This is a genomic window from Rhodococcus sp. K11/5, from assembly GCF_055193735.1.
The window spans coordinates 890,739-912,246 of the sequence record NZ_CM143721.1; the positions used below are offsets into that span (position 1 = coordinate 890,739).

Genomic DNA, 21,508 nt, shown 5'->3' on the forward strand with positions numbered 1-21,508 from the left:
TGAAACTGACATTGGCCGCGCCGCGGACCTGTGTGTCGGTGTCTTGGTAGATACTCCTGCAAGGAAATCCTGTTAGACGCCGCGATACGAGACAGAAGGCCGCAGATGGACGAAAACCTCATCGGGTACGCCCGATGCTCCACCCGCGGCCAGGATCTGCGAGCGCAGCGCACAGCCCTCAAGCGTCTCGGCGTCGACGCCGGCAGCATCTACACCGACCGCGGCTACACCGGACGCAACCGCACTCGCCCGGGACTTGCCGACGCCCTCGGGGCGGTGGGGGAGGGGGACACCCTCGTCGTCACCAAACTCGACCGGCTCGGGCGCTCGGTCACCGATCTGCACGCGATCGCCTCCGAGCTCGAAGCCAAAGGCGCCCGGCTGGCGTACGGCGGTTCGACCCACGACCCGGCAGACCCGGCCGGAAAGCTGTTCTTCACCATGCTCGGCGCGATGGCGGAGTTCGAGGCCGACCTCATCCGCGCCCGCACCCGCGAGGGCGTCGCGATCGCCAAAGCCGAAGGGCGCATGCTCGGCCGCACCCCGAAACTGTCCGCGTTGCAACGCCGTCGACTGCTCGCCGATTACGAGACGGGGGAGTACAGCACCGTGCAGCTGATGGAGATCTCCGGACTGAGCCGATCGGCGATGTATGCCACTCTCACCAGAGCGCGTGACGAACGGTCGTAGGTGCAGCGTTTCTCAGTAGTCGATGTCGCCGTGTTGGCTCGGTAGGCCGTGCCATGACCGGGGGCGCGAGAGTTCGGTGATCAGGGCGCTGCGAATGGTGAGTGCGTCTTCGTACTCGAAGGATTGTTGGGGTTTGATCGGCAGCCCGGTTTGTCGTTCCACGCTGTCCACGGTCACCAGGTTGTCGAAATATACGGTTCGGTCATAGTCGACGAGTATCTGCCCGCCAGGAGTTGCGTCCCGTATGGCCTGCTCCCAACACAGAAAAACTCTCGGCTGGGTGCTGAGGTACGTCAAGATCCAGTCGTTCTTAGCGTAGTTCCGTGCGACGCTCCACACTCGAGGGCCGCGGTTTGCCTGCGGATTTCGGACGTCTTCGAGTGCCTCTTCCCACGGCGATCCGGTGCAGACGAACAGTCGCTGGCCGGCTTCGAGTGGCGGGAGCGAGAACTCAGGATCGCGCAGCACGATTCTCCTTGCTGGTCTGTTCGCTCATGTGGTTCCAGATTGCGGCGTCGAGTGCTCCGGGCGAACAGCCCATGTCGGTTGCGGCCGCTTTGACGACAGCCGCAACGTCGTCGTACGACCGAGCCTGCGCCCCTGCGGCCCGCACGAAGGCGGCTATGTGTTGGTCCACCGCAACCTGATCGGTGGACCCGGCGAGGATGGCGATGTAGTCGAGTGTCTTGGGGCCGACATGTCGGACACGTCGCAGGGCACTGCGTACCTCTCGATCACCGGTGGGTGCGCTCAGACGGGAGGCGAGTTCACCCACGGTGTCGATCCGAAGATCTGTCATCGCGGACGTCAGATCGTGAATCTTTGTGATCTTCGGTGACGTCGGACGCCACGCTAGGTAGGTCGGTAAGTCGACGGAGGCGAGGCGAGTGGCGAATCCTGCGGTAGTACTGGCATCGGGCCATTCGTCACGAATCTTGCGAGCGCGGGGCCACACGACGGTTTTGTACCGGGTGCGTGGTTGAAGGGCGGCATCGACGATGAGCGCGCCCATGTGGTTCCACGTGCGCTCATCGTCGCGGGGCTGCAGTCCCGTCCTGCTGACCAGTGCGGCCACGAGCCGTGCGTCCGCCGCCACTGCTGTGGTCATTCCGCGTCACCGCTCGATTCGAGCGCCGCGACGATACGTGTCGTCTCGACGGCGACGGTGGTGATCTTCTTGATCAGCTCGACGATGTAGGTGGGGTCGTCGTGTTCGTCGCACCACAGGTTCGGGTCGTTGACGATGCCCGATGCTTTGTCGGCCTTGACCTGATAGCGGTCGATGATCCACCCCAGCGCCGACCGTGATCCGAGCATGTACTCTTCGGCTTCGGGCGGGATTCCGGTGATCGTCACCTTGGTGTTGTAGATGATCGCGGTGTGATCGATTTTGCTGCGCCACTTCATCTTCTGCACCCGCCACGTTTCCCGGTCCGCCGCATTGGCGCCAGATTTCACCTCGACGTCGAGCGGGTACGGGTCGACGTCCTCGTACCGCATGTGAAGTGCGCCGAGCCGTTCCCCGGCGGCGGTGAGCTGCGTGAACTGCTTAAGAGTGTCGGGGGTGGGGATGTGGGGAAGCATCTTCTTCAGATCGGCCGCGTAGGTGCCGCGGTAAGACGGAACATGCAGCTGCCCGTACACCGACCAGAAGATCTGGTCCTTGGTCACCGATCCATCCACCGCGGTTTGGTAGATGTCGAGGATGTCGTCGGTGATGTTGTCGACCCGCCGGTACCCCCGCTCGTCGACACCCGACTCGGATGCCGCGGAACCGAAGTCGAGCTCACCCCCGGCCGCCGCCGCATCCGCGCGCTCGTAGGTGTAGCGCGGGAAGAATTGCCCACTGCTGGATCCCCACAGCGCTAGATCGGGAATGGTGGCAGTTGCTAGGGCCGAGAACGGTTTGTCTGATCCTGTCGCGACGACGTAGTAGCCGTAGTTGTCCTGGTGGTGCGTCGGGAACATCGACTTCAGTTCGCCCTGGCGGTGGTTAAGTATCCCGTTAAAGTAGACGTACTCGCGATCGAACGGTCGATAGCTGGCGTCTGTGATAGCGGGACTAGCGAAGTGCGCACGAACGCCTCGTGCGAGATTTTGCTTGAGGCTTGCGGACCACTTGATCTGGTCCTCACGCGCGGCTTCGGGGTGCGCAGTCAAGAACGTCGTGACGTCGGCTTCTTTGGGTGTGGTGATGGAGTGTGCGGCGCAGAACGCGGCGAATGGTTCGTGGAGTGCGTTGTAGTTGTCGATCATCCGGCGAACCTTCGTGTCCAGTGCGGTACGGGAGTAGTCGTACACCCACGCGTCCCGGTTGGTCTGCAGTCCTGCGGAGTAGCGCGCGAAAATCCTAGGGCCGGTTGGATTGCCGCGCTCGCCGATGACGGGCCATGTGCCGAAGGTGTCGTCGCGTTGTCCGATCCAGTCGCCGCTGGTGTTTGGGGTGATGGTGTCCCAGTCGAGGGTGTCGATGGCGCCGGCGGAGATGAGGCGCAGCTTCTGGTCGCGGTCGAGGTAGTCGCCGATGTCCCGGTAGTGGATGTGCACCGGCCCGGCGTGTGCTATGTCCTTGACGCCGATGAAAATTGCGATGGTGGAACGACTTCCGGAGCCGAAGATCTTGCCACCCTCCTTCCGGGAAAGTTCACCGGCAGTGCGCTGATTACCTCGGAGGTTGTAGATCCACAGGTGAGCGAACTCGTCCGCGAAGCTGAGCCGGACGCCGTCGGCGGTGTTGCCGTCAATCCACCCGCCGTTGGAAACGAACGCGACGATGCCGGTGTCGCCGACGCGGTCGGTTGCCCACCGGTAGGCGCGGTAGTAGGAGTCGTAGAGGCTGTTCTTGTTAGTTCCAGTGGAGCGGCGGGCGTAAGTCGCGGCAATGCGGGCATCGAGGGTGGGGTAGCGGAGGTTGGCGTTGTCGTCGTTGGCGCTGTCCTGCCCGACCGAATACGGGGGGTTTCCGACGATGACGTTGATGGGGGCTTCGATCTGACGCACGATGCGATCGTTGTTCTGCGGGAACATGATCGCGTCCATGGTGTCGCCGTCCTCGGCGATCTGGAACGTGTCGGCAAGGACGATGCCCTCGAAGGCCTCGTACTGCCCGTCCTCACCGTCGTAGGTGGTGGTGAGGGCGTGGTACGTGGTCTCGATGTTGACGGCGGCGATGTAGTACGCGAGGAGCATGATCTCGTTGGCATGCAACTCGTTCCGATACTTGCGCGCCAGATCGCCTGGGAGGATCAACCCGGACTGCAGCAGCCGGGTCAGGAAGGTGCCGGTGCCGGTGAACGGGTCCAGGACGTGCACACCTTCGTCGGTGAGGCCTTTCCCGAAGTGTTCTTTGGAGACGTGGTCGGCGGCGCGGAGGATGAAGTCGACGATCTCGGTGGGGGTGTACACGATGCCGAGCGCGTCGGATTGCTTCTTGAACGCGACCCGGAAGAACCGCTCGTACAGCTCGGCGATGACCTGCTGTTTGCCCTCGGCGCTGGTGACCTCGGAGGCGCGGACGCGCACGGAGTCGTAGAAGCGGTCCAGGCCTGCGGTCTCCGATTCGAGGTTGGCGTCGTCGAGGGTGTCGAGCATCTGCTGCATGACGATCGAGACGGGGTTGTGGGCAGCGAAATCGTGGCCGGCGAACAACGCGTCGAAGACCGGGCGGGTGATCAAGTGTTGGCTGAGCATGCTGATGGCGTCGTCGCGGCTGATGGAGTCGTTGAGGTTCGCCCGCAGTCCGGTGAGGAACTTGTCGAACTGTTCCGCCACGGCGGGGGAGGCGCCGGTGAGGAGGGCGTTGATGCGGGCGATCTGCGCGGCGGCGATGTCGGCGACGTCGGCGGCCCACTGCTCCCAGTAGACGCGGGTGCCGACCTTGTCGACGATGCGGGCATAGATCGCTTCTTGCCACTCCGAGAGAGCGAACAGCGCCATCTGCGACGCCATCCCACCCCCGCCGTTGTCGGCGGGCTTCGGGGCGGCGGCCGTAGCGGTGTTCGTGGGTGTGGTTCCGTCGCCGATGGTTTCGTCCGCGTCGGTGGTGGGGCCGATGTGGCCGCCGAGGAGCCTGTCGTTGCCCTGCCCGGTCTTGGCTTGCTTGGTGGTGGCGTTGAGAGCGATGGAGTTGACCATCGCGTTGAACCGGTCGTCGTGGGCACGCAGAGCGTTGAGGACCTGCCACACCACCTTGAAGCGGCGGTTGTCCGACAGCGCCTGTGAGGGGGAGACACCGGCGGGGACGGCGACGGGCAGGATGATGTACCCGTAGTCCTTCTCCGGTGATAAACGCATCACTCGGCCCACCGACTGGACGACGTCGACGACAGAGTTGCGCGGGTGCAGGAACAGCACCGCATCCAAGGCAGGCACGTCGACACCCTCGGACAAGCACCGGGCGTTGGAGAGGATGCGGCACTCACCCTCGGGGACGGGGGCCTTGAGCCAGGAGAGTTGTTCGTTGCGGCGCAGCGCGTTGAACGTGCCGTCGACGTGGCGGGCGGAGACGGTCAGGTCACGGTTGGTGGAGTCGACGTGTTCACCGTCGTTCTCGTTCTCCTCGAGAAGACCACGGTAGGCGTCGACGACGGCAGGGAAGACCTCGGCGACCTGCTTGGATGCGGCGATGTCCTTGGCGAACGCGACGGCCCGCTTCATCGGAGGAGCCCCGATCGCGAAGCCCTCGCCGTCGGGGGAGCGGCCGGCGCGTTTTGCGAGACCGTTCCAGCAGCCCACGATCTTCGAGGCGTCGTCGAGCTGGAGTTCCGCGAAGTTGCCGGCGAGCTGCTTCTGCATCGGAGCGGCGACGAGGTCCTCGTCGACGGTGAGCACGATGACCTTGTAGTCGGTGAGCAGACCTCGTTCGACGGCGTCACCGAAAGACAGGCGGTGGAACTCGGGGCCGTAGATGTCGATGTCGTCCATCGAGGACAACTCGGCGGAGTGGTCAGCGGCCTTCTCCTTGACGGCGTCGTCGAAGATGCGCGGTGTGGCCGTCATGTACAGCCGGCGTGCGGCTTTGAGGAAGTCGGAGTCGTGGACTCGGACGAAGTTCGACTCGTCGGCGCCGGCAACGGTGACGCCGGTGGTGCGGTGCGCCTCGTCGCAGATGACGAGGTCGAACGGGTCCACCCCCAACCCCTGCGCGGCTGCGACGGTGGGAAGGGACTGGTAGGTGGTGAACACCACGGTCAGGCCCTTGGAGCGTTTACGGTGCGCCATGTGCCCGGCAAGGGTGTCGGGGTCGGTGGTCACCGGAATCGCGACGTCGACGGTGCTGTAGTCCTCCGCGGAGCGGGAGACTTTCGTGTCGGAGCAGACGGCGAACGCGCGGATATCGAGGCGGGTCTGCGCGGTCCACTCCCGCAGCGTCTGCGAGAGCAAAGAGATCGACGGGACCGCGAACAGGATGCGGGCGCTGCCGCCGGCTTCCTCGGCGGTGCGTTCGGCGATCTTCAGTGCCGTGAACGTCTTCCCGGTTCCGCAGGCCATGATCAGTTTGCCGCGGTCGTTCCCGGCGGCAAACCCGCCGAAGACGGCGTCGATGGCCTCGACCTGATGGAGGCGCGGTTCGTTGCGTACCGCTTCGCTGAGTTCGACGGCCAATTCGCCGTCCGGGCGGGCGATGGTCCAGTCGATGGGAGATTCGGCGATCTCTGCCAGTCCGATGCGTTGCACCGGGATGGTCTGGTCGTTGATCGCTGCCTCGGCGTGGACGCCCCACCGGTCGGTGGTGGAGATGATGACGCGGTTGGTGAACGACCGGGTCCCTTCGGCGGTGGGGAACGTCTGCCCGGAGGCGGTGAAGAACGAGTCGAGGTCACCCTTGCTGAGGGTGGTGGTGGGTTCGTAGAACTTGCATTGGACCGCGGTGTATTCGCCGGTGTCGCGTTCGCGGGCGATGAGGTCGATGCCGGTGTCGGGTCGACCCTGCCGCTCGGGCCAGTCGATCCACCGCCACACCTGCTCGTACTGCTGCGACAGCGTCGGATCGAGCTGGAAGTACCGCACCATCAACTGCTCGAACTTGGTGCCGCGCTCGGAGTTGGTGGGCTCGCCCCGGAACGCCTCGATGACCTCGTGAACACTCGCCATGACCTACCGGAACCGCCTCGCACTCGGGAGCAATCAGACCGAGTATGCCGCTTGCGTCGGACGAGTCGCGTGACCACGGGCGGTTGTGGCTCCGGGGACCCTGCGTCGATTGTGGTGGGGAGGAGGCGTCGACCGGTCGGAGCGACAGGGTTGACGCGTCCGATGATGATGTTCGCTGCGCTCGGCGGCCGGGATCCAAGGCATTCCCAACACACGTGTGAGGGTCCGCGACATACGGTCACCGTCTTCTGCGACCAGGTAATTCCACGCGTGTCATTACAAAGTGTGGTGTTGCCTTGCAGTGTCGGACACTAGGTGTAGTGTCTGCAACGACCGATTAGCCCCGGACCATCCGGTGGTGGACGGTGGGGCTACTGGCCAAGCATGAACTTTGAGCGGTTCGGTTTGCCAACCTACCGCCGCCGAGCGGGTTGCGCCAAATAACGCGCAAACCCGCTGGCACGTGAGTCGGCGATGTAGAAGGAGCCATACCCATGGCCAAGAACAATCGCACAGTCAGCCCCAATCCCAACGGCGGTTGGGATGTCAGGGGTGCCGGACGTCGTGCAGGTGCCCACCTCGACACCCAGCGTCAGGCGATCAACCGTGCCGGTGACATCGTCTGCAACCTCGGCGGTGGAGACGTGACAATCCAGGGTCGCAACGGACAGTTCCGGGAGAAGAACACGATCAAGCCGGGCAACGATCCTCGAAGCATCAAGGGGTGACGGCATGATCACCAAGAGGATCACCATCAAACCCGCCAACGAAAGACCGTCACAGTTCCTTGGTTGATCCGCAAGGTGACGATCACGACCAGACCCCGGTAAGGGCACGATGAGAACGGTGGCCCCTCGACTCGCAAGAGTCGAGGGGCCACCCTGGTCCACGGAGGCTTCCCCGACAATCACCGGTCCGCGCTGCAAGGTCCTCTGACCGGGACGCCGGTCATCCCCGGATGACGATTTCGATGGACTCGACATCGACGTCGTACGTCAGCGCGAGTCCGGCCTTCGCCTCGCGAATCGTCAGCCCTGCAGATGCTCGGGCAGTGTCCGGGCGCACCTGCTCTTCCTGAAACTGTTCGAAGTCGAGGTTCCCCACATCGATCCCCAGGCTTTCGATCGTGCTGTACCGCACGGGATTCCGGTCGCCCGTCCATACGTTCGGCACAGTGACCCGCGCGTACTCGCTGAACTGAATCTTCCAACGGCTGGGCTCCCCGTCGGTGGCAGGGCTGATCCGCGAGATGCGCCCGATTAGAAACGCGCTCCCATGGGGTTCGGTGCCGTCCGCGTACGCCTCCGGGTTGTGCGCGTTCTGAGTACACACCAGGTACTCGCACCTTTTGGCGCGACCAGCGTCCAACTTCCACGACTGCGACCCGCCCTCCTTCAGGATCGAGTCGAAGCTCTTGCCAGTGAATACGATCACTGCATTCTCGCTGTTTGCCATGTTACGAACGTAGCAAAGTATCTTCAAATTATCAACGAACTATGCACATTCGAACGTCCTAGTGGTGGCGCCCAGGGCGGAACGTGGCTGGTCTCCGTCGCTCCCACGCGGCCGACACCGATGTGTGTGACTAGATGTCGGCGGCCGGCAAGGAGGAGCGAAAGGTGGAACCGGGCCGCAGGCCGGCTGTGGTCGACGGTCCATTGCGGCACGCGACCTCGTACACACTCGTCATGACCCACCGGCGCTATCTCAAGATCGAAGGGCAACCAGACCGAGTGCGCCGCTTACACTCACACGCTGTGAGCACTGCCCGCACTACGGTCGCCACCTGGAACATCGAATGGGCCACCAGCCGCGGCCGGCGCGGCCCAGGGATTCGGGACCGGTTGGGGAGTACTGCAGCCGACATCCTCGTCGTGACGGAGGGGCAGCGTGATGTCCTCCCGGATGGTGGACATGTCATAGACGCCGGTGACGACTGGGGATACAAGACCGAACCGGACCGACGCAAAGTGTTGGTGCGATCCCGACAGCCACTGACCGAGGTGACGCGCATGAACAGCGGCGCTGGCGCAGGCCGGGTGGTCACCGCGCTGACCGAAACCCTGAGTGGTCCGGTCCGACTGCTCGCGGTGTGCATCCCTTGGTCCCGCGCTCACGTGACCACCGGGCGGCGCGATGCCGCCGCGTGGTCCGAGCACCCGAATGCCTCGACCAGATCGAGGAACTGATCGGCACCTTCGACTCGACTGTCCCGGTCATCGTGGCTGGCGATTTCAACCAGAAGATACCGCGAGCGAAGCAACCGATCCGGGTGGCCCACCGCCTGGCCGAGGTGATGAGGCGATGGACGTGCCATACCGCCGGGATTACGCACGACGGTCAGCTCATCGACCACATCGCGTCGGATTTCGACTGCGTCAGCGTCCGAACCTGGCCGAGAACACTGGGCGAACTGCGTTTGAGCGATCACTGTGGGGTCGTCTGCGAGCTCACGCCGCGCTGACCTCACGCCCTGCGGCTGGCCGGTGCGGCGTGCCCGGTGGGTCTGGTCGGTGCGTCATCATCAACCGGTGCCTTCCCATATCGACCGAATGATCTACATCGACGATTCAGGACGCCCGCAATCAGGTCTCGCGGTGTACGGGTGGATCGAGTTCAGCCCGGATCGATGGCGTTCGGTCCTGCGGTCCTGGCTCGACACCCGCAAGCGCCTGTGGCGGGAGTACCGGGTGCCGGTGACCACGGAGTTGCACACCACCGCGTACGCGAACGGTCGTGGTCGGATTTCGACACGCATCCCGGACAAGCACCTCCACGACGGCGTCGAGTACTGGAAGGACTTCGGGCGAGAAGTCGCTCTTGAGTGCCTTCACACCCTGCGATCGACCGAGGGAGTGACCGTCGGGTCGGTCTACCGGCGGGGCGCCCCGGAGGAGTTCGCCTCCACCAAACGCGAGTTGTACGGTGCGCTCGTCGCTCGCTTCGAACGGGAGTTACACGCGACCGGCATCTTGGCTCTGGTGTTCATGGACGGTGACGGCAGCGATACCTCGTACCGGAGTGCGCACCGAGGACTCCCACTCGCCAGCAGGCGAGTCATCGAGGACGCCATCCACATCGACTCGTCCGCATCGCAGCTGATCCAGATGGCCGACCTCGTCGCCTGGTGTGCCAACGCCACGATCGACCGCACCGAGAAGAACAACTTCGCCGAACAGTGGTACACCGACCATCTTGCAGAACGCGACCCTCAGCGAAGGCCGGTAGAGACGTAAGTCGATGCTGGAGAAACAGCAAGACCCCCTTATCCACAGGAGTGGGGGGGTCTGCACCGAAGACACTACTCCTCCGGTCTCTTTCCATCAACACCTGCATGGCGACGGTGTACCGGCAGGAGTTGATGGACCACGGACGAGCCTCGGTGTACTCAGCAAACGTGGTGATACGGCACCTCAATGGTCGGCGTCGAACGCCTCGATGATCGCACCGGGGATGCGTCCCCGGTCACTGACCTCGTACCCGTTGCTATTGGCCCACTCACGAATCGCCCGCGTCTGCCCCGGGCCGCGCTTCGCTGCTGTCGGCGCGGCAGCGTCGGCGCTACCGGCAGATCGTCGGCGCTTGCGACCACCGATCCGCGTCGCATGCGTGGTGTACAGATCGAGGGTCTTGCGGAACTTCTCGGCGTTCTTGTCCTTCAAGTCGATCGTGTAGTCGACGCCGTCGACGGAAAACTCGATCGACTCGCCGGTACCGTCGGCGATGACACTCCCGTCGATGTCATCGGTCAGTTCGACGATCAGATTCTTGGCCACGGCGCGGTTACCTATCTTTCTCGGTGGAACGGCGAAAAATGCATGCTCACCGTCTCACGGTCAACTGACCCGCCGCGGGCGCAGGCCGGTGTGTCGGCCCTTGCGGTGCCTTTTTCGGAGCCTTCAGGGCGGTCGTATGGAGTCGCTCCGGCTAGAGGAGAAGCCCCCGGCGAGCGATCATCACTGATCGCACTGACTATTGGTGGTCGCGTATTAATCTGATGTGAAACGGCATGCTCATCGCGCGCCGTGACCGGGAGGTGCGGCGCAGAATGTCGATGTTGCAGTATTTGGAATCTGTGCCATTGGAGCGAGCAGACAGGGCGGAGATTCTCTCCTGGTGGGAACCTCGCCACGACGACCTGTTGATGGAGTTGATGCGTCAGCTCGACTGGCACTACTTCCTCGATGCTCCCAAGGTGATCGAAGCGCACACCCCGTCACGCGGTTTCGAGGAATGGCGTCTCAACGACCCACTGTGTGTGGAGTACAGCTGGGAAGGTGTTCTGATCCAGTTCATCATCGCCAGATCCAGCAAACTGGGGCTCGACGCGATCATTCCCCCGCCCCGATTCGAGACCTGCGAGCTCTGCGGCACACAGTTCCGCGAGGACGACGTGCCCAAGTGGGCGTACACCCGAGTCGGCGGCCGCACCGCCCTCGACTTCTGCGAACCGTGCTCGAGAAAGGCCTTCCAACCCAAAGACACGCGCGGCAAATCCCCCGGGTTCACCGAACACGCCGCGATCCAGCAGTACGCCGCCGACCTCGCACGAGTCGCCCAGGTCATTCCGCCGCAGAACTTCTTCGAACCGCCCCGCTGCCTGGCCCACTTCGACCGAGCGACCCGGATCGAACTGATGAGAATCGCCCAGCAACGCCCTACTCTCGACGCCATCACCCGTACCCATGATTCCTGGTTCAACGTGCTGCTTGCATCCGGGGTGGTGGAGAACGGCCTCCAGCTAAGCCGCGGCGTGAAGTGTGTTGCCCTCGACGGGCACATCTGACTGTCGTTGGCAGAGAAAACGATCGACGATTGGCTCCACCTTCACGGCATCGAGCACGACCGCGAGCCGCCCTACCCCGAAACCCGGATGCGCGGCGACTTCCTCGTCAACGGCAAACTAGTGGAGTACTTCGGAATGGTCGGAAACCCCGAGTACGACCGCAAGATCGAACGCAAGCGCGAGCTCGCGGCCAAGCACTCACTCACGCTAGTCGAGATCTATCCTCGTGATCTCGCCACCTGGTACACAACCCAGAACGAGATCGCACAACGCCTGAACGTCACACTTCGTCCGTAGCTGCGCAATCGTGAGGTCGACCAGTCAGGTCCCGCTCAGCCCAGTGTCGAATGGACCCACAGGCGGCAGCTTCAGGGCGGTGCGCAAGTCGGTCTGGTGATCGAGGAGCGAGGTGAGTGACCTCGCCGTTAGTTCCAGAGGTGAGGGCTCCGGTGAGTCTGGGTTCGACGAGGTTCATTGTTTGGAGCAACGGCAAAGCGACTGCTGTGTCGATGTAGCGAAAGCTCTGTGGCGGATGCTGTGTCCCCGCGATGCTGAGGAGACGAATCGGGTTCTCTGTTCGGAACACTGCGCCAATAGTGATTCCGGTTCCTGCGGATCGATCGGCGTAGTAGGTCTTGAACGCTGTCGGTTCGATCCCGCCTATATCGGCGAATCGGTCCCACAGCAGCTGCGGAGCTACCGTCACCTGCTCGTCGATCACGAAGGCGCCTACGACCGCGCTGACCGGGGCTGTCGAGTACACCAGTACATGCGTGACATCTCGTGCGAGAGGACGCTTTCGGAACTCGACTCGTTTCTCACCGTTCAGAATCTCGTGGACGTAGCAGGGGCGAATGGACATCAGTGCGACCCTGCCTACCTCGTCAGCTGAGATCGCACCCATGTTGTTCCTGCCTCCGGTACCGACGTGATACTCATCGGTGTTGACACCATGACACCGGCGTTGACCAATACGTCACGTGACCACACCGGGTCGATCCGACGGTCGAATCGGAACAGCACCGTCAGAACCTCCTTGTGACACTGGCGCTGGATCTCGCCGTAGCTGTAGACGGTACGGCCCCCCACTGATTCTGTCGGTCTCATCGGACACCGATTGTCGGCGGCCGTGAGCACCATTTGGCACCGCCGTCGGGTCGAGTGTCGACGAGATCTGACACCACCGTCCCGGGGGCCTCAGCTGGGGGCGAATGCGCCCGGCCCGGTCTCCAGATGGGTCTCCGATGGCCAACTATTCTAGTGCTAGAATAGTTGGGTGGAATTGACTCCTGCCGAACTGACCGTGCTGGGCCTGATCGTTGAGCACCCCCGGCACGGCTACGACCTGGAACAGGTGATCGAGCAGCGCGGCATCCGACAGTGGACGGACATCGGCTTCTCATCGATCTACTACGTGCTCGCCAAGCTGGAGAAGCGCGGCCTCATCGAGGCCGCCGAGGGCCGTTCTGGCGTGAAGTCTCGGCGGGTGTTCCAGGCCACTGCGGAGGGGCGGCAGATCGCCGCAGATGAAGCCGTTGCGTTCATCGCCGATCTTCGGGCGGTCCCACATCCGGTCCTCGTCGGACTGGCCAACTTGCCGCTGGTCTCGGAGCGCGCCTACGACGAGGCGCTGCGCAGCAGGCTGATTCAGCTCGAGGCCAGGATCGCATCAGTCATGGAAGCCGAGCGGTCGCAAGCTCCCCTCCCACGCCCCGCACGGGAGGTCTTCTCCTACTCCCTCAGCCTCCTGGAGGCGGAAAGGTCGTGGCTCGCCGAACGAGTCCAGGTATCCGATGAGTGACAAGGCCGAGCTCAAACCGCCCGACAGGACGATCATCGACGGAGTCTCCACGGCCGGCGGCTCGCACTGCGAGACGACGGCGCTCGGCGTGCTCCTGCGACATGCCGGACTCGACCTCTCCGAACCGATGCTCTTTGGGTTGGGGAGCGGGCTGTCCTTCATCTACTGGGACTCGAAGCAACAGGAGCTGCCCTTCCTGGGCGGCAGGGTGAAGCCCTTCGTGCTCGCCCAGAACCTGACCCAACGGCTGGGGCTCGAGCTGCGCGTGCAGGAGACCACCTCCGCACGTAAGGCCTGGGACCAGGTCCGCTCCTCGATCGACGATGGGATCCCCGTAGGGCTACAGCTCGACAGCCATGACCTGGAGTACTTCGGATCCCGCGTGCACTTCGCCGGTCACGTCGTCGCCATGTACGGCTACGACGCCGAGCGGGCCTATTTGGTCGACACCGCGCAGCAGGGCGGAGCCGTGTCCACGAGCCTGGAGAGCCTGGCCAGAGCGCGAGCCGCACGCGGGCCGATGTCGGCCCGCCACCGGTCCTTCACCGTGAAGGTGGCGGTGCCGAACATGGATGGCGGGCACCTCATCCCAGCGATCATCTCCGCGATCACCGCGTGCGCTGAGGACTTCCTGACGCCGGCGATCGCCAACCTCGGCAACCGAGGAATCCGCACAGCAGCCAAGCGCGTGCACTCGTGGTTCGATCGAGTCGAGGACCCCGGCCGCAACCTCACAGTCATCGCCACCCTGATGGAACGCGCGGGCACCGGAGGCGCACTGTTTCGCAACCTGTACCGAGACTTCCTGACCGAGTGCCACGGACTACTCGAAGGCAGGCCGGGCGCGGACCTCGTAGAGCAGGGAAGGGATCTCTTCGCCGAATCCGCGCTGCTCTGGACGAGCGTTGCCGAACTCATCGAGAAGGCAGGTGCCTCGGGTAGCCCGGACCATCTCGCCAAGGCGAGTCAACTGCTCGATGACATCGCGACGATCGAGACCTCCGCGATGACTGCACTCGCTCCCTGACGAAGTCCGGGCCAGACCACTCCCCACGGCGCTCCTAAGCGGGTCGGTCGTGCACGGTCGCCTGCGCCTCCTCGGAGCGATCGCGGTCCCGGCCGCGCGAAAGGCACCTTGTCTGAGGATCGGATCCACCTGATGGCAGGAAGCCGGGTGGATCTGTATGCCGCGATCCGGCGTGACGCCAGGACGGGCATGTCGAATCGTGCCCTGCAGCGCAAGCACGGGGTCGGGTACCGCACGGTCGCTGCTGCGTTGGAGTCGGCGTGGCCGAAGGCCAGGAAGCCGCCGCCCAAGCGCGGGTCACGGCTCGATCCGTACCGAGACGTGATCGACGGCTGGTTGCGCGACGATCTCGACGCGCCGCGGAAGCAGCGGCATACCGCCAAGCGGATCTTCGACCGGCTGCTGGACGAGCACGAGGCCACAGGCGTCGTCTCTTACGGGATGGTCCGCGACTACGTCGCCACCCGCCGCCGCGAGATCCGCATCGAGGCCGGTCGAGAACCCGCGAACACCTTCATCCCGCAGGAACACCTCCCCGGTCGGGAGGCCGAGGTCGACTTCGGCGAGGTCGCGATCCGGCTGCGCGGCGAGCTGGTCACATGCGCGCTGTTCAGTCTGCGGCTCTCCTACTCCGGCAAGGCTGTGCACCGAATCAGCTCCTCGGCTGTGCACCGAATCAGCTCCTCGGCTGGGCAGGAAGCCTTCTTCGAGGGCCACGCACACGCCTTCAATGTGCTCGGCGGGGTCCCGACCGGGAAGATCCGCTACGACAACCTCAAGGCCGCCGTCGCGAGCGTGATCGGCTTCTCCCGCCAGCGGGTCGAGGCCGACCGATGGACCGCGTTCCGATCCCACTACGGCATCGAGGCCTTCTACTGTCAGCCTGGCATCCAGGGGGCGCATGAGAAGGGCGGCGTCGAGGGGCAGATCGGCTGGTTCCGCCGTAACCACCTCGTCCCCGTCCCCGAGGTCGACTCCCTCGCGGAACTCAACGCCCTCATCGACGTCTGGGACATCCACGATGACTCTCGTCGGATCGGTTCGCGCGCCCGCACGGTCGGCGAGCACTTCTCCACCGAGGAACCGCTCCTCGCGCCGCTTCCGACCGAGCCATTCGAGACCGGCCGCTGGTTCACGCCCCGGGTCGACCGGTACGCCCAGATAGCGGTGCGGATGAACAAGTACTCCGCGCCCGCCCGCATGGTCGGACGCCAGGTCCGAGTGCTGCTCCACGCCAGCAACCTGGTCGTGTTCGATGGCAAGACCGAGATCGCCCGCCACGAGCGGCTGATGACCAAAGGCGGCACACGCGTTGATCTCGACCACTACCTCGAAGTCCTGCTCCGCAAGCCTGGCGCACTGCCCGGCGCGACCGCGCTGGAGCAAGCGCGCGCGGCAGGCCGGTTCACGCCGGTCCACGACTCCTGGTGGGCCGCCGCCTGTAAGGCGCACGGTGATGCCGAAGGCACCCGCGCGCTGATCGAGGTGCTGATGCTGCACCGTCATCTGCCCCACGACCAGGTCGTCGCCGGCCTTGCCGCAGCGCTGAATGCTGGCGCGCTCACCGCCGACGCCGTCGCGCTGGAAGCCCGCAAACACGACAACTCGACGGAAGAGGCCGTCATCGAGATCAGCGGCGAGCCATTGGCGTCGCAGGAGGCACCCGCAGTCAGGTCGTTGACCGAGCGCCGGCTCCGTGCCCACCTGCCCGCAGACGATCGGCCGCTGCCGAGCGTGGAGAAGTACGACCAGCTGTTGGCCAGCCGCCGCGAGAACCCGAACGAAGGAGCCGCACCATGACCCCCAAACGCCGTGGAATGACCGAGGAAGCAGCCGACGCCGCGATCGACCAGGCCTGCCGGATGCTCCGGATGCCCACCATCCGCAACTCCTTCACCGACTACGCCGACCGGGCCAGCCGGGAGCAGATGTCCTACCGCGGCTTCCTCGCCGAACTACTGCTCGCCGAATGCGACGACCGCGCCCGACGCCGGTCCGAGCGCCGAATCAAGGCCGCCAAGTTCCCCCGCGAGAAGTCCCTGCGAGCCTTTGACTTCGACGCCAACCCCAACATCGACCCCGCCGTGATCCACACCCTCGCCAAGTGCGAATGGGTCCAGAAGGGCCAGCCACTCTGCCTCATCGGGGACTCCGGCACCGGCAAGTCCCATCTGCTCATCGCACTCGGCACCGAGGCCGCCATGGCCGGCTACCGGGTCAAGTACACCCTGGCCACCCAACTCGCCAACGAGCTCGTCGAGGCCGCCGACGAGATGACGCTGGCGAAGACCATCGCCCGCTACGGCCGCGTCGACCTGCTGTGTATCGACGAACTCGGCTACATGCAACTCGACCGCCGCGGCGCGGAACTGCTCTTCCAGGTCCTCACCGAACGCGAGGAGAAGGCTTCCGTCGCCATCGCCTCGAACGAGTCCTTCGGCGGCTGGACCAAGACCTTCACCGACCCCCGGCTATGCGCCGCCATCGTCGACCGGCTCACCTTCGGCGGCACCATCCTCGAGACCGGCACCGACTCCTACCGCCTGGCCCAAGCCGCCAAGCAGCGGACGACCTGACCGCTGCCCATGCGCGGGAAGTGATGTCGACCCAGACCTACATCACCAGCACGAATCCGGCCCCAGCGGTGTCAGAACTCACCGACAAGCGGTGTCGGACGAAACCGGCGAAGCCAGGGCAGGTCGTGTTGTTCCTCCGCCACCGCTTGTAGCTGAACGCGGACCGCGCAACAGTGTAAGTGCCCGCACAGACGGATGCGGTCTGATCCACCGAGACATGGTGGATCAGACCGCATCCGGTCAGACAGCTACGCGACAGCGATTCCGTCCCCGCCGAGTCGCTCAACGTTCATCGCTCGGGCGCGGAGGCCGCTCGGATCGAGAGCAACCTCGAACCCGACGTCGTCACCCACCTTGAGGGTTGCGCGAAGCTCGGCGTCGACGACCATGTGGAAGCGCAGCAGATGCCCCCGGTCATCGCCGGTCGTAACGAAGCCGAACGGCTTGTCGGGATGGATGAACGACACACGCCCTTCGGCCTCCTGCCCGACCACCACGACACTGAGAGCTCGCCGTGACTTCCCCGCCACGGCAGCTTCGGCGGGTACGAAGATCACGCGAGAACCGGACTTCAGATGTTCGACGTCTTCGTCGTACAGGAGTGCCCGACTCGAGACGTGGAAGTCCTCCCCGTCCGAGACGGTGACGAACCCGTAGCCGCGGTCGGCCATCCATACTTTGGCCGTTCCGACCAGTTGATCTGCCGCACCGGTCCCTGGGGCCGTAGTGGGCTGGCCGGATGCAGTCGGAGCAGGAACAACCGGGCCCGTCGAGATTTCGGTGACCACGGACGAGCGGACACCGAACCGGCCTTTCGACCACAGCAGTTCGAAGAATGGCACGGGTTCCGGGATGCCCTTGAGTTGCACGCTTCACCGATCAGATCGATACCACTACCGCCTGTGGAGAACTCTTTCGGTGCACTTGCAGGCTTCAAGCGGAGTGATGTACCCGCTGTTACTCGATCTTGCCGGCGACAAAATCCACAGTCCGCGGGAACGAGATTGACTGCACCAGGATGCGGATCGATGTCACTGTCGAACAGAGTCAGCACATCGTGGTTCTGGAACAGAAAGTCCAGCGGAGCATCCCAGTCGTCGTCGTCGTTGTCGTGCGCGGCGATACCGCCGACCAAATCCATACGGCGATCGGACCCGTTGGTGGCCATTGTCCGCGCTCGACCGAGGACCATGTGGAGCGCCATCTCCTCCCCGGTACAGACAGGTTCGGGATCATCGTTCTGTGTCTCGATCGCGAGATCATCGAAGCACCGGGCCTGCTGTCACCACCAAGACGCCGGCTGTGTCCGCGTTACGAGTGAAATCGCAGGGACACGTGTCGGGAGCTCATCCTAATCCCGCCGTGACCATCGGTCTCGCCGCCGCAGTGCAGTTTCCGTGGCGGGCGGTTCCCGGTTATGTCCTGTGCCAGGCTGTATCATCGCGGTCACGACCGACGATCGCGTGGCCCCTGCGGTGGCCAGTACGTCCATCGGCTTCGCCTTGACCGCTGCGGTGCTGATCGGCGGTGCTGCGACCGGCGGTGCAGTCAACCCCATCCGCGCGCTGGGTCCGCAGATCGCGACATGGACCTTCACATCGTGGTGGGTGTACATGTTCGCCCCGGTGGTGGGTGGTATCCCCGCTGCGGTTCTCTACGACCGCGTCGTGCGCCGCGCAGCGGCACCGGAAGCCGGGTGAATACCCGAGACCCGTGCTCCACGATCGACCAAATCTGCCGTCTGTCGACGATGTTCCTGCCGGCGCGACGCTGCGTCCGTGGACTCGCCCAACGCGGGGTTACCGGAGCACGGTCCGCGGGGGTGCGTAACGTCCGAAGTGCACCGATGGGACCGAGTCGGCGCGGTAAACGGCCCGTCGATCGGGGTTGCTATCCGCTTGTCTCGACGGCAGAGAGGGTGCAGAGCTCGGACACACGCGGTGCAGGGGTCGGCGTCGACGGTGAACCGGAGCGGTGGTCGGCATATGGGTCGAGCCCTGGCGACGGTCAGTACGGAAGAGGTCGCCAGGGTTCGACCTCGGTGACGACGATGTCCACTCCTCGGGGGTCTATCGCGCCCACCCCGATCACGTCGTTCACGACACCGATCGCGGCGGTCCGGATACGTCGAACGAGACTTCGCACCTCGTATCCGTGCCATGTGCTCAGTTCGACCCGGATACCGGTCAGTCGGCGGCCCACCACGACGGCTCGGACTACGCTCGATGCGACGGCATCGTCGGAGCGCACCGCTTGCGATACGCGGGCCCGGACAGCCAGGTCGCTGACCGCGAACGCGTGACGCACCGTGGGTGCAGCGCCGTCGGTGTCCGTCCGCGTGGCGCCGGGATCGAGGAGGTCGATGGGGCGGCTCCTGCGGGCCGTGGCGCGCACGGCAGAGATCACGGCATCTGCGATGCGGTCCCACCCGGGTTCGGGAATGGACGGCAGCGGCCGGTCGATCCTCCCTCCGAAGAGGTTGTCATTGCTCATAGTTCATTGCCATCTCGACATCCGTGTCGCCAGTGTCGCGCGCGCGCGTCGATGTTGTCCTCGGGCGGCGTCCGCGTTCAATCCCAGGATCGCCCCGATTTCGGGGAAGGTGTGTCCGTGGATCTCTCTGAGCATCCATGATGCACGTTGATGCGCGGGCAGTTCCGACAGTGTCCGTTCCAGAGCGGTCACGAACACCGCGTTCGATGCGAAGGCGAACGGATCGACCGCTCGAGCATCCGGGGCGTGGTTCAGAACGGCATCGTCGAGCGGCGGGTGGTGTCCGAGCCTGCGGATGTCGATGATTTTGCGAGCGCAGATCGAGAACAGCCAGGTTCGCCACCGGGAGTCACCGCGGTAGGTGTCGAGGTGACGCCACGCGGCAACGAAGGTGTCCTGGACGACGTCCGCAGCGTCGTTGTCGTCGCCGAGCATCCGCCGAGCGAAGCCGTGCAGCCCCGGGCCGTGGCGTCGGACCAAGGACTCGAAAGCGCTCCGCTCACCCGACACCGCTGCAGCGGCGAGGGCGCGATCGTCGGCGTCGGCCGATGTCGCGGTCGTCGGAGTCTCGATGGTGGTTGCCGTAGCGGACATGCCTCTCCTCTCGGCGCCGTCGCGGGGAAGAGGCAAGGTGTACGTGATCACGCCGGTGGGCGTGCGGTTTCGTCGTAGAGTGTCACGAACCGGCTCCACCCAAACATCGACGATGTCGCGCGTCACCGTCTCTGGTCGGCAACGGCAGTCGGCAATTATGGGAACAGGGGATGCGCCGCGGGGGAAGGGACCCGTGACGGCGGCATCGCACGGCGTGGATGCCATCATTGCCGGCACGACGAGATGGAGGTTTGCGGATGTACCCCGATGAGCGAGTGCCGACCATCGGCGTCGACGAACGGGTTCTGTTCGCAATTCGCTGGGCCGCTCACGGTGGCGGCAGCGAGCGCGAGATCGTCGAGCGGTTCGACGTGTCCGTCGTCGCCTTCTACCGACAGGTCCTCGCAACCTGCGAGGACGCTGTGCGTGCGGGGACCGTGAGTGCCATGGTGGCCGAGCGTGTCGCGCAGACGGCGCGTCGCAGAATTTGGCTGGGCGAGTAGGCGCGTCGGCAGATCCGTCTCCGCGCTTTCCGGGCCGCCACCACGAACCCGTCCGGTGTGAGCAGTGTCACACTCGGTCGAGGTTCGGTTTCGGCGGTGGAACCGGTCCAACGACTACGTGATCACATGTTCGCGCTTCGTCGACGTTCACAGAACGCATCCACGCGTCACCGAACACCATCCGAGATCCGAGGAGTTCCCTTCGTGCCCGAATCGTTGAACAACGCCCTGTCCACTGCCGCCGACTTCGTTCCCCGCCTGTTGTTGTTCTTGCTCATACTTCTGATCGGTATCTTCGTGGCCAAAGCGCTCGGCAAAGCGCTGTCCAAGATCCTCGAACGAGTGGGATTCGATCGGGCGGTCGAACGCGGCGGTGTGAAGAAGGCTCTCGCGAACAGCAAGTACGACGCCAGCGATGTGGTATCGAAGATCATCTACTACGCGTTGGTCCTGTTCGTTCTGCAACTCGCCTTCGGTGTGTTCCCGGCCAATCCGATCAGCGAACTGCTCAGTGAATTGATCGCGTTCCTCCCGCGTCTGATTGTCGCGATCATCATCGTCGTGGTCGCCGCAGCGATCGCTGCCGCCGTTCGCGAGCTCATCGCCACCTCTCTAGGAGGCCTGTCCTACGGCCGGACGCTCGCGACGATTGCGTCGGTGTTCGTGCTCGGCTTCGGAATCATCGCCGCGCTGAACCAGATCGGAGTCGCCACCACCGTGACCACCCCGATTCTCGTCGCGGTGCTGGCGACGGTAGGTGGCATCCTCGTCGTCGGAGTCGGCGGCGGCCTCGTTCGGCCGATGACGCAGCGGTGGGAGCAGTACCTGAGCAAAGCGGAAGAGGAAATCCCGCGCATCAAGGAGCAGGTTGCGCAGAACCCGTCTGCATCAGAGCAAGCAGACCGCGCGCAGCGTGAGTACCGCAACCGGTACTGACCTACGCAC

General features: G+C 64.4%; 21 protein-coding genes and 1 pseudogene. 14 read left to right on the top strand and 8 right to left on the bottom strand.

Going from position 1 to position 21,508, the window contains the following annotated elements:
- The first annotated feature begins 105 nt into the window (after positions 1–105).
- Positions 106–690 carry a recombinase family protein gene (locus tag ACY466_RS04280; protein ID WP_463250062.1) on the top strand — a complete coding sequence of 195 codons (585 nt, stop codon included), beginning with the start codon at positions 106–108 and terminating at the stop codon, positions 688–690.
- A 12-nt stretch (positions 691–702) separates the two neighbouring features.
- Here ACY466_RS04280 and ACY466_RS04285 read toward each other — a convergent pair whose 3' ends face one another.
- From ACY466_RS04285 to ACY466_RS04295, 3 genes are read right to left on the bottom strand one after another with little or no spacing between them, the layout of a single operon-like run.
- Positions 703–1,158: a hypothetical protein gene (locus ACY466_RS04285; protein WP_463250064.1), complete on the bottom strand. Its 456-nt coding sequence runs from the start codon at positions 1,156–1,158 to the stop codon at positions 703–705.
- Positions 1,142–1,798 carry a hypothetical protein gene (locus tag ACY466_RS04290; RefSeq protein ID WP_463250066.1) on the bottom strand — a complete coding sequence of 219 codons (657 nt, stop codon included), beginning with the start codon at positions 1,796–1,798 and terminating at the stop codon, positions 1,142–1,144. Before ACY466_RS04290 ends, ACY466_RS04285 begins: the two co-directional genes overlap by 17 nt.
- Positions 1,795–6,783, bottom strand: coding sequence for a DEAD/DEAH box helicase (locus tag ACY466_RS04295; protein WP_463250068.1), 4,989 nt, complete (start codon positions 6,781–6,783; stop codon positions 1,795–1,797). Before ACY466_RS04295 ends, ACY466_RS04290 begins: the two co-directional genes overlap by 4 nt.
- A gap of 494 nt (positions 6,784–7,277) precedes the next feature.
- Between ACY466_RS04295 and ACY466_RS04300 the strand changes: the two genes are divergently transcribed.
- Positions 7,278–7,511 (top strand): DUF2188 domain-containing protein, encoded by a 234-nt coding sequence (locus tag ACY466_RS04300; RefSeq protein ID WP_463250070.1) that lies wholly within the window; start codon positions 7,278–7,280, stop codon positions 7,509–7,511.
- Between the two features lie 220 nt (positions 7,512–7,731).
- Here ACY466_RS04300 and ACY466_RS04305 read toward each other — a convergent pair whose 3' ends face one another.
- Positions 7,732–8,238: a hypothetical protein gene (locus tag ACY466_RS04305; RefSeq protein ID WP_463250072.1), complete on the bottom strand. Its 507-nt coding sequence runs from the start codon at positions 8,236–8,238 to the stop codon at positions 7,732–7,734.
- A 302-nt stretch (positions 8,239–8,540) separates the two neighbouring features.
- Here ACY466_RS04305 and ACY466_RS04310 point away from each other — a divergent pair, with 302 nt between their 5' ends.
- Positions 8,541–8,972: an endonuclease/exonuclease/phosphatase family protein gene (locus ACY466_RS04310; protein WP_463250074.1), complete on the top strand. Its 432-nt coding sequence runs from the start codon at positions 8,541–8,543 to the stop codon at positions 8,970–8,972.
- A 342-nt stretch (positions 8,973–9,314) separates the two neighbouring features.
- Positions 9,315–10,019, top strand: a complete 705-nt coding sequence (locus ACY466_RS04315; protein ID WP_463250075.1) for a DUF3800 domain-containing protein — start codon at positions 9,315–9,317, stop codon at positions 10,017–10,019.
- A 177-nt stretch (positions 10,020–10,196) separates the two neighbouring features.
- Here the strand turns inward: ACY466_RS04315 and ACY466_RS04320 are convergent, their stop codons facing one another.
- A complete protein-coding gene (locus tag ACY466_RS04320) occupies positions 10,197–10,559 on the bottom strand; it encodes a histone-like nucleoid-structuring protein Lsr2 (RefSeq protein ID WP_463250077.1) in 363 nt (120 codons plus the stop codon).
- Positions 10,560–10,792: 233 nt separating this feature from the next.
- Between ACY466_RS04320 and ACY466_RS04325 the strand changes: the two genes are divergently transcribed.
- From ACY466_RS04325 to istB, 6 genes are all read left to right on the top strand, one after another.
- On the top strand, positions 10,793–11,569 hold the full coding sequence (locus tag ACY466_RS04325; protein WP_463250079.1) for a hypothetical protein: 777 nt from the start codon (positions 10,793–10,795) through the stop codon (positions 11,567–11,569).
- A 6-nt stretch (positions 11,570–11,575) separates the two neighbouring features.
- Positions 11,576–11,866 (top strand): hypothetical protein, encoded by a 291-nt coding sequence (locus ACY466_RS04330; protein WP_463250081.1) that lies wholly within the window; start codon positions 11,576–11,578, stop codon positions 11,864–11,866.
- 979 nt (positions 11,867–12,845) lie between these two features.
- A complete protein-coding gene (locus ACY466_RS04335) occupies positions 12,846–13,370 on the top strand; it encodes a PadR family transcriptional regulator (RefSeq protein ID WP_338538091.1) in 525 nt (174 codons plus the stop codon).
- A complete protein-coding gene (locus tag ACY466_RS04340) occupies positions 13,363–14,397 on the top strand; it encodes a BtrH N-terminal domain-containing protein (RefSeq protein ID WP_463250084.1) in 1,035 nt (344 codons plus the stop codon). The genes ACY466_RS04335 and ACY466_RS04340 overlap by 8 nt, the downstream gene beginning before the upstream one ends.
- A 132-nt stretch (positions 14,398–14,529) precedes the next feature.
- Entirely contained in the window at positions 14,530–16,197 is a 1,668-nt protein-coding gene (istA, locus tag ACY466_RS04345) for an IS21 family transposase (RefSeq protein ID WP_463250086.1), read from the top strand.
- Positions 16,194–16,973 carry an IS21-like element helper ATPase IstB gene (istB, locus tag ACY466_RS04350; RefSeq protein ID WP_095719479.1) on the top strand — a complete coding sequence of 260 codons (780 nt, stop codon included), beginning with the start codon at positions 16,194–16,196 and terminating at the stop codon, positions 16,971–16,973. The genes istA and istB overlap by 4 nt, the downstream gene beginning before the upstream one ends.
- 248 nt (positions 16,974–17,221) lie before the next feature.
- Here the strand turns inward: istB and ACY466_RS04355 are convergent, their stop codons facing one another.
- Complete coding sequence (locus tag ACY466_RS04355; RefSeq protein WP_463250088.1) at positions 17,222–17,644, bottom strand: cold-shock protein; 423 nt, start codon at positions 17,642–17,644, stop codon at positions 17,222–17,224.
- 347 nt (positions 17,645–17,991) lie between these two features.
- On the opposite strand from ACY466_RS04355, the gene ACY466_RS04360 reads away from it, so the two are divergent.
- Both ACY466_RS04360 and ACY466_RS04365 read left to right on the top strand, forming a co-directional pair.
- Positions 17,992–18,294 carry a hypothetical protein gene (locus tag ACY466_RS04360; protein ID WP_463250090.1) on the top strand — a complete coding sequence of 101 codons (303 nt, stop codon included), beginning with the start codon at positions 17,992–17,994 and terminating at the stop codon, positions 18,292–18,294.
- A gap of 41 nt (positions 18,295–18,335) precedes the next feature.
- Positions 18,336–18,673, top strand: a pseudogene (locus tag ACY466_RS04365) (aquaporin).
- 307 nt (positions 18,674–18,980) lie between these two features.
- On the opposite strand, the gene ACY466_RS04370 reads toward ACY466_RS04365, so the two are convergent.
- A complete protein-coding gene (locus ACY466_RS04370; RefSeq protein ID WP_463250092.1) occupies positions 18,981–19,466 on the bottom strand; it encodes a hypothetical protein in 486 nt (161 codons plus the stop codon).
- Between the two features lie 3 nt (positions 19,467–19,469).
- The gene (locus ACY466_RS04375) at positions 19,470–20,060 is read right to left on the bottom strand and encodes an RNA polymerase sigma factor (protein WP_463250094.1); all 591 of its coding nucleotides are present in this window, start codon (positions 20,058–20,060) and stop codon (positions 19,470–19,472) included.
- A gap of 257 nt (positions 20,061–20,317) precedes the next feature.
- Between ACY466_RS04375 and ACY466_RS04380 the strand changes: the two genes are divergently transcribed.
- Together ACY466_RS04380 and ACY466_RS04385 are read left to right on the top strand one after the other, a co-directional pair.
- On the top strand, positions 20,318–20,563 hold the full coding sequence (locus ACY466_RS04380) for a hypothetical protein (RefSeq protein WP_463250097.1): 246 nt from the start codon (positions 20,318–20,320) through the stop codon (positions 20,561–20,563).
- A 204-nt stretch (positions 20,564–20,767) separates the two neighbouring features.
- Positions 20,768–21,499 carry a mechanosensitive ion channel family protein gene (locus ACY466_RS04385; RefSeq protein ID WP_463250099.1) on the top strand — a complete coding sequence of 244 codons (732 nt, stop codon included), beginning with the start codon at positions 20,768–20,770 and terminating at the stop codon, positions 21,497–21,499.
- Positions 21,500–21,508 lie beyond the last annotated feature (9 nt).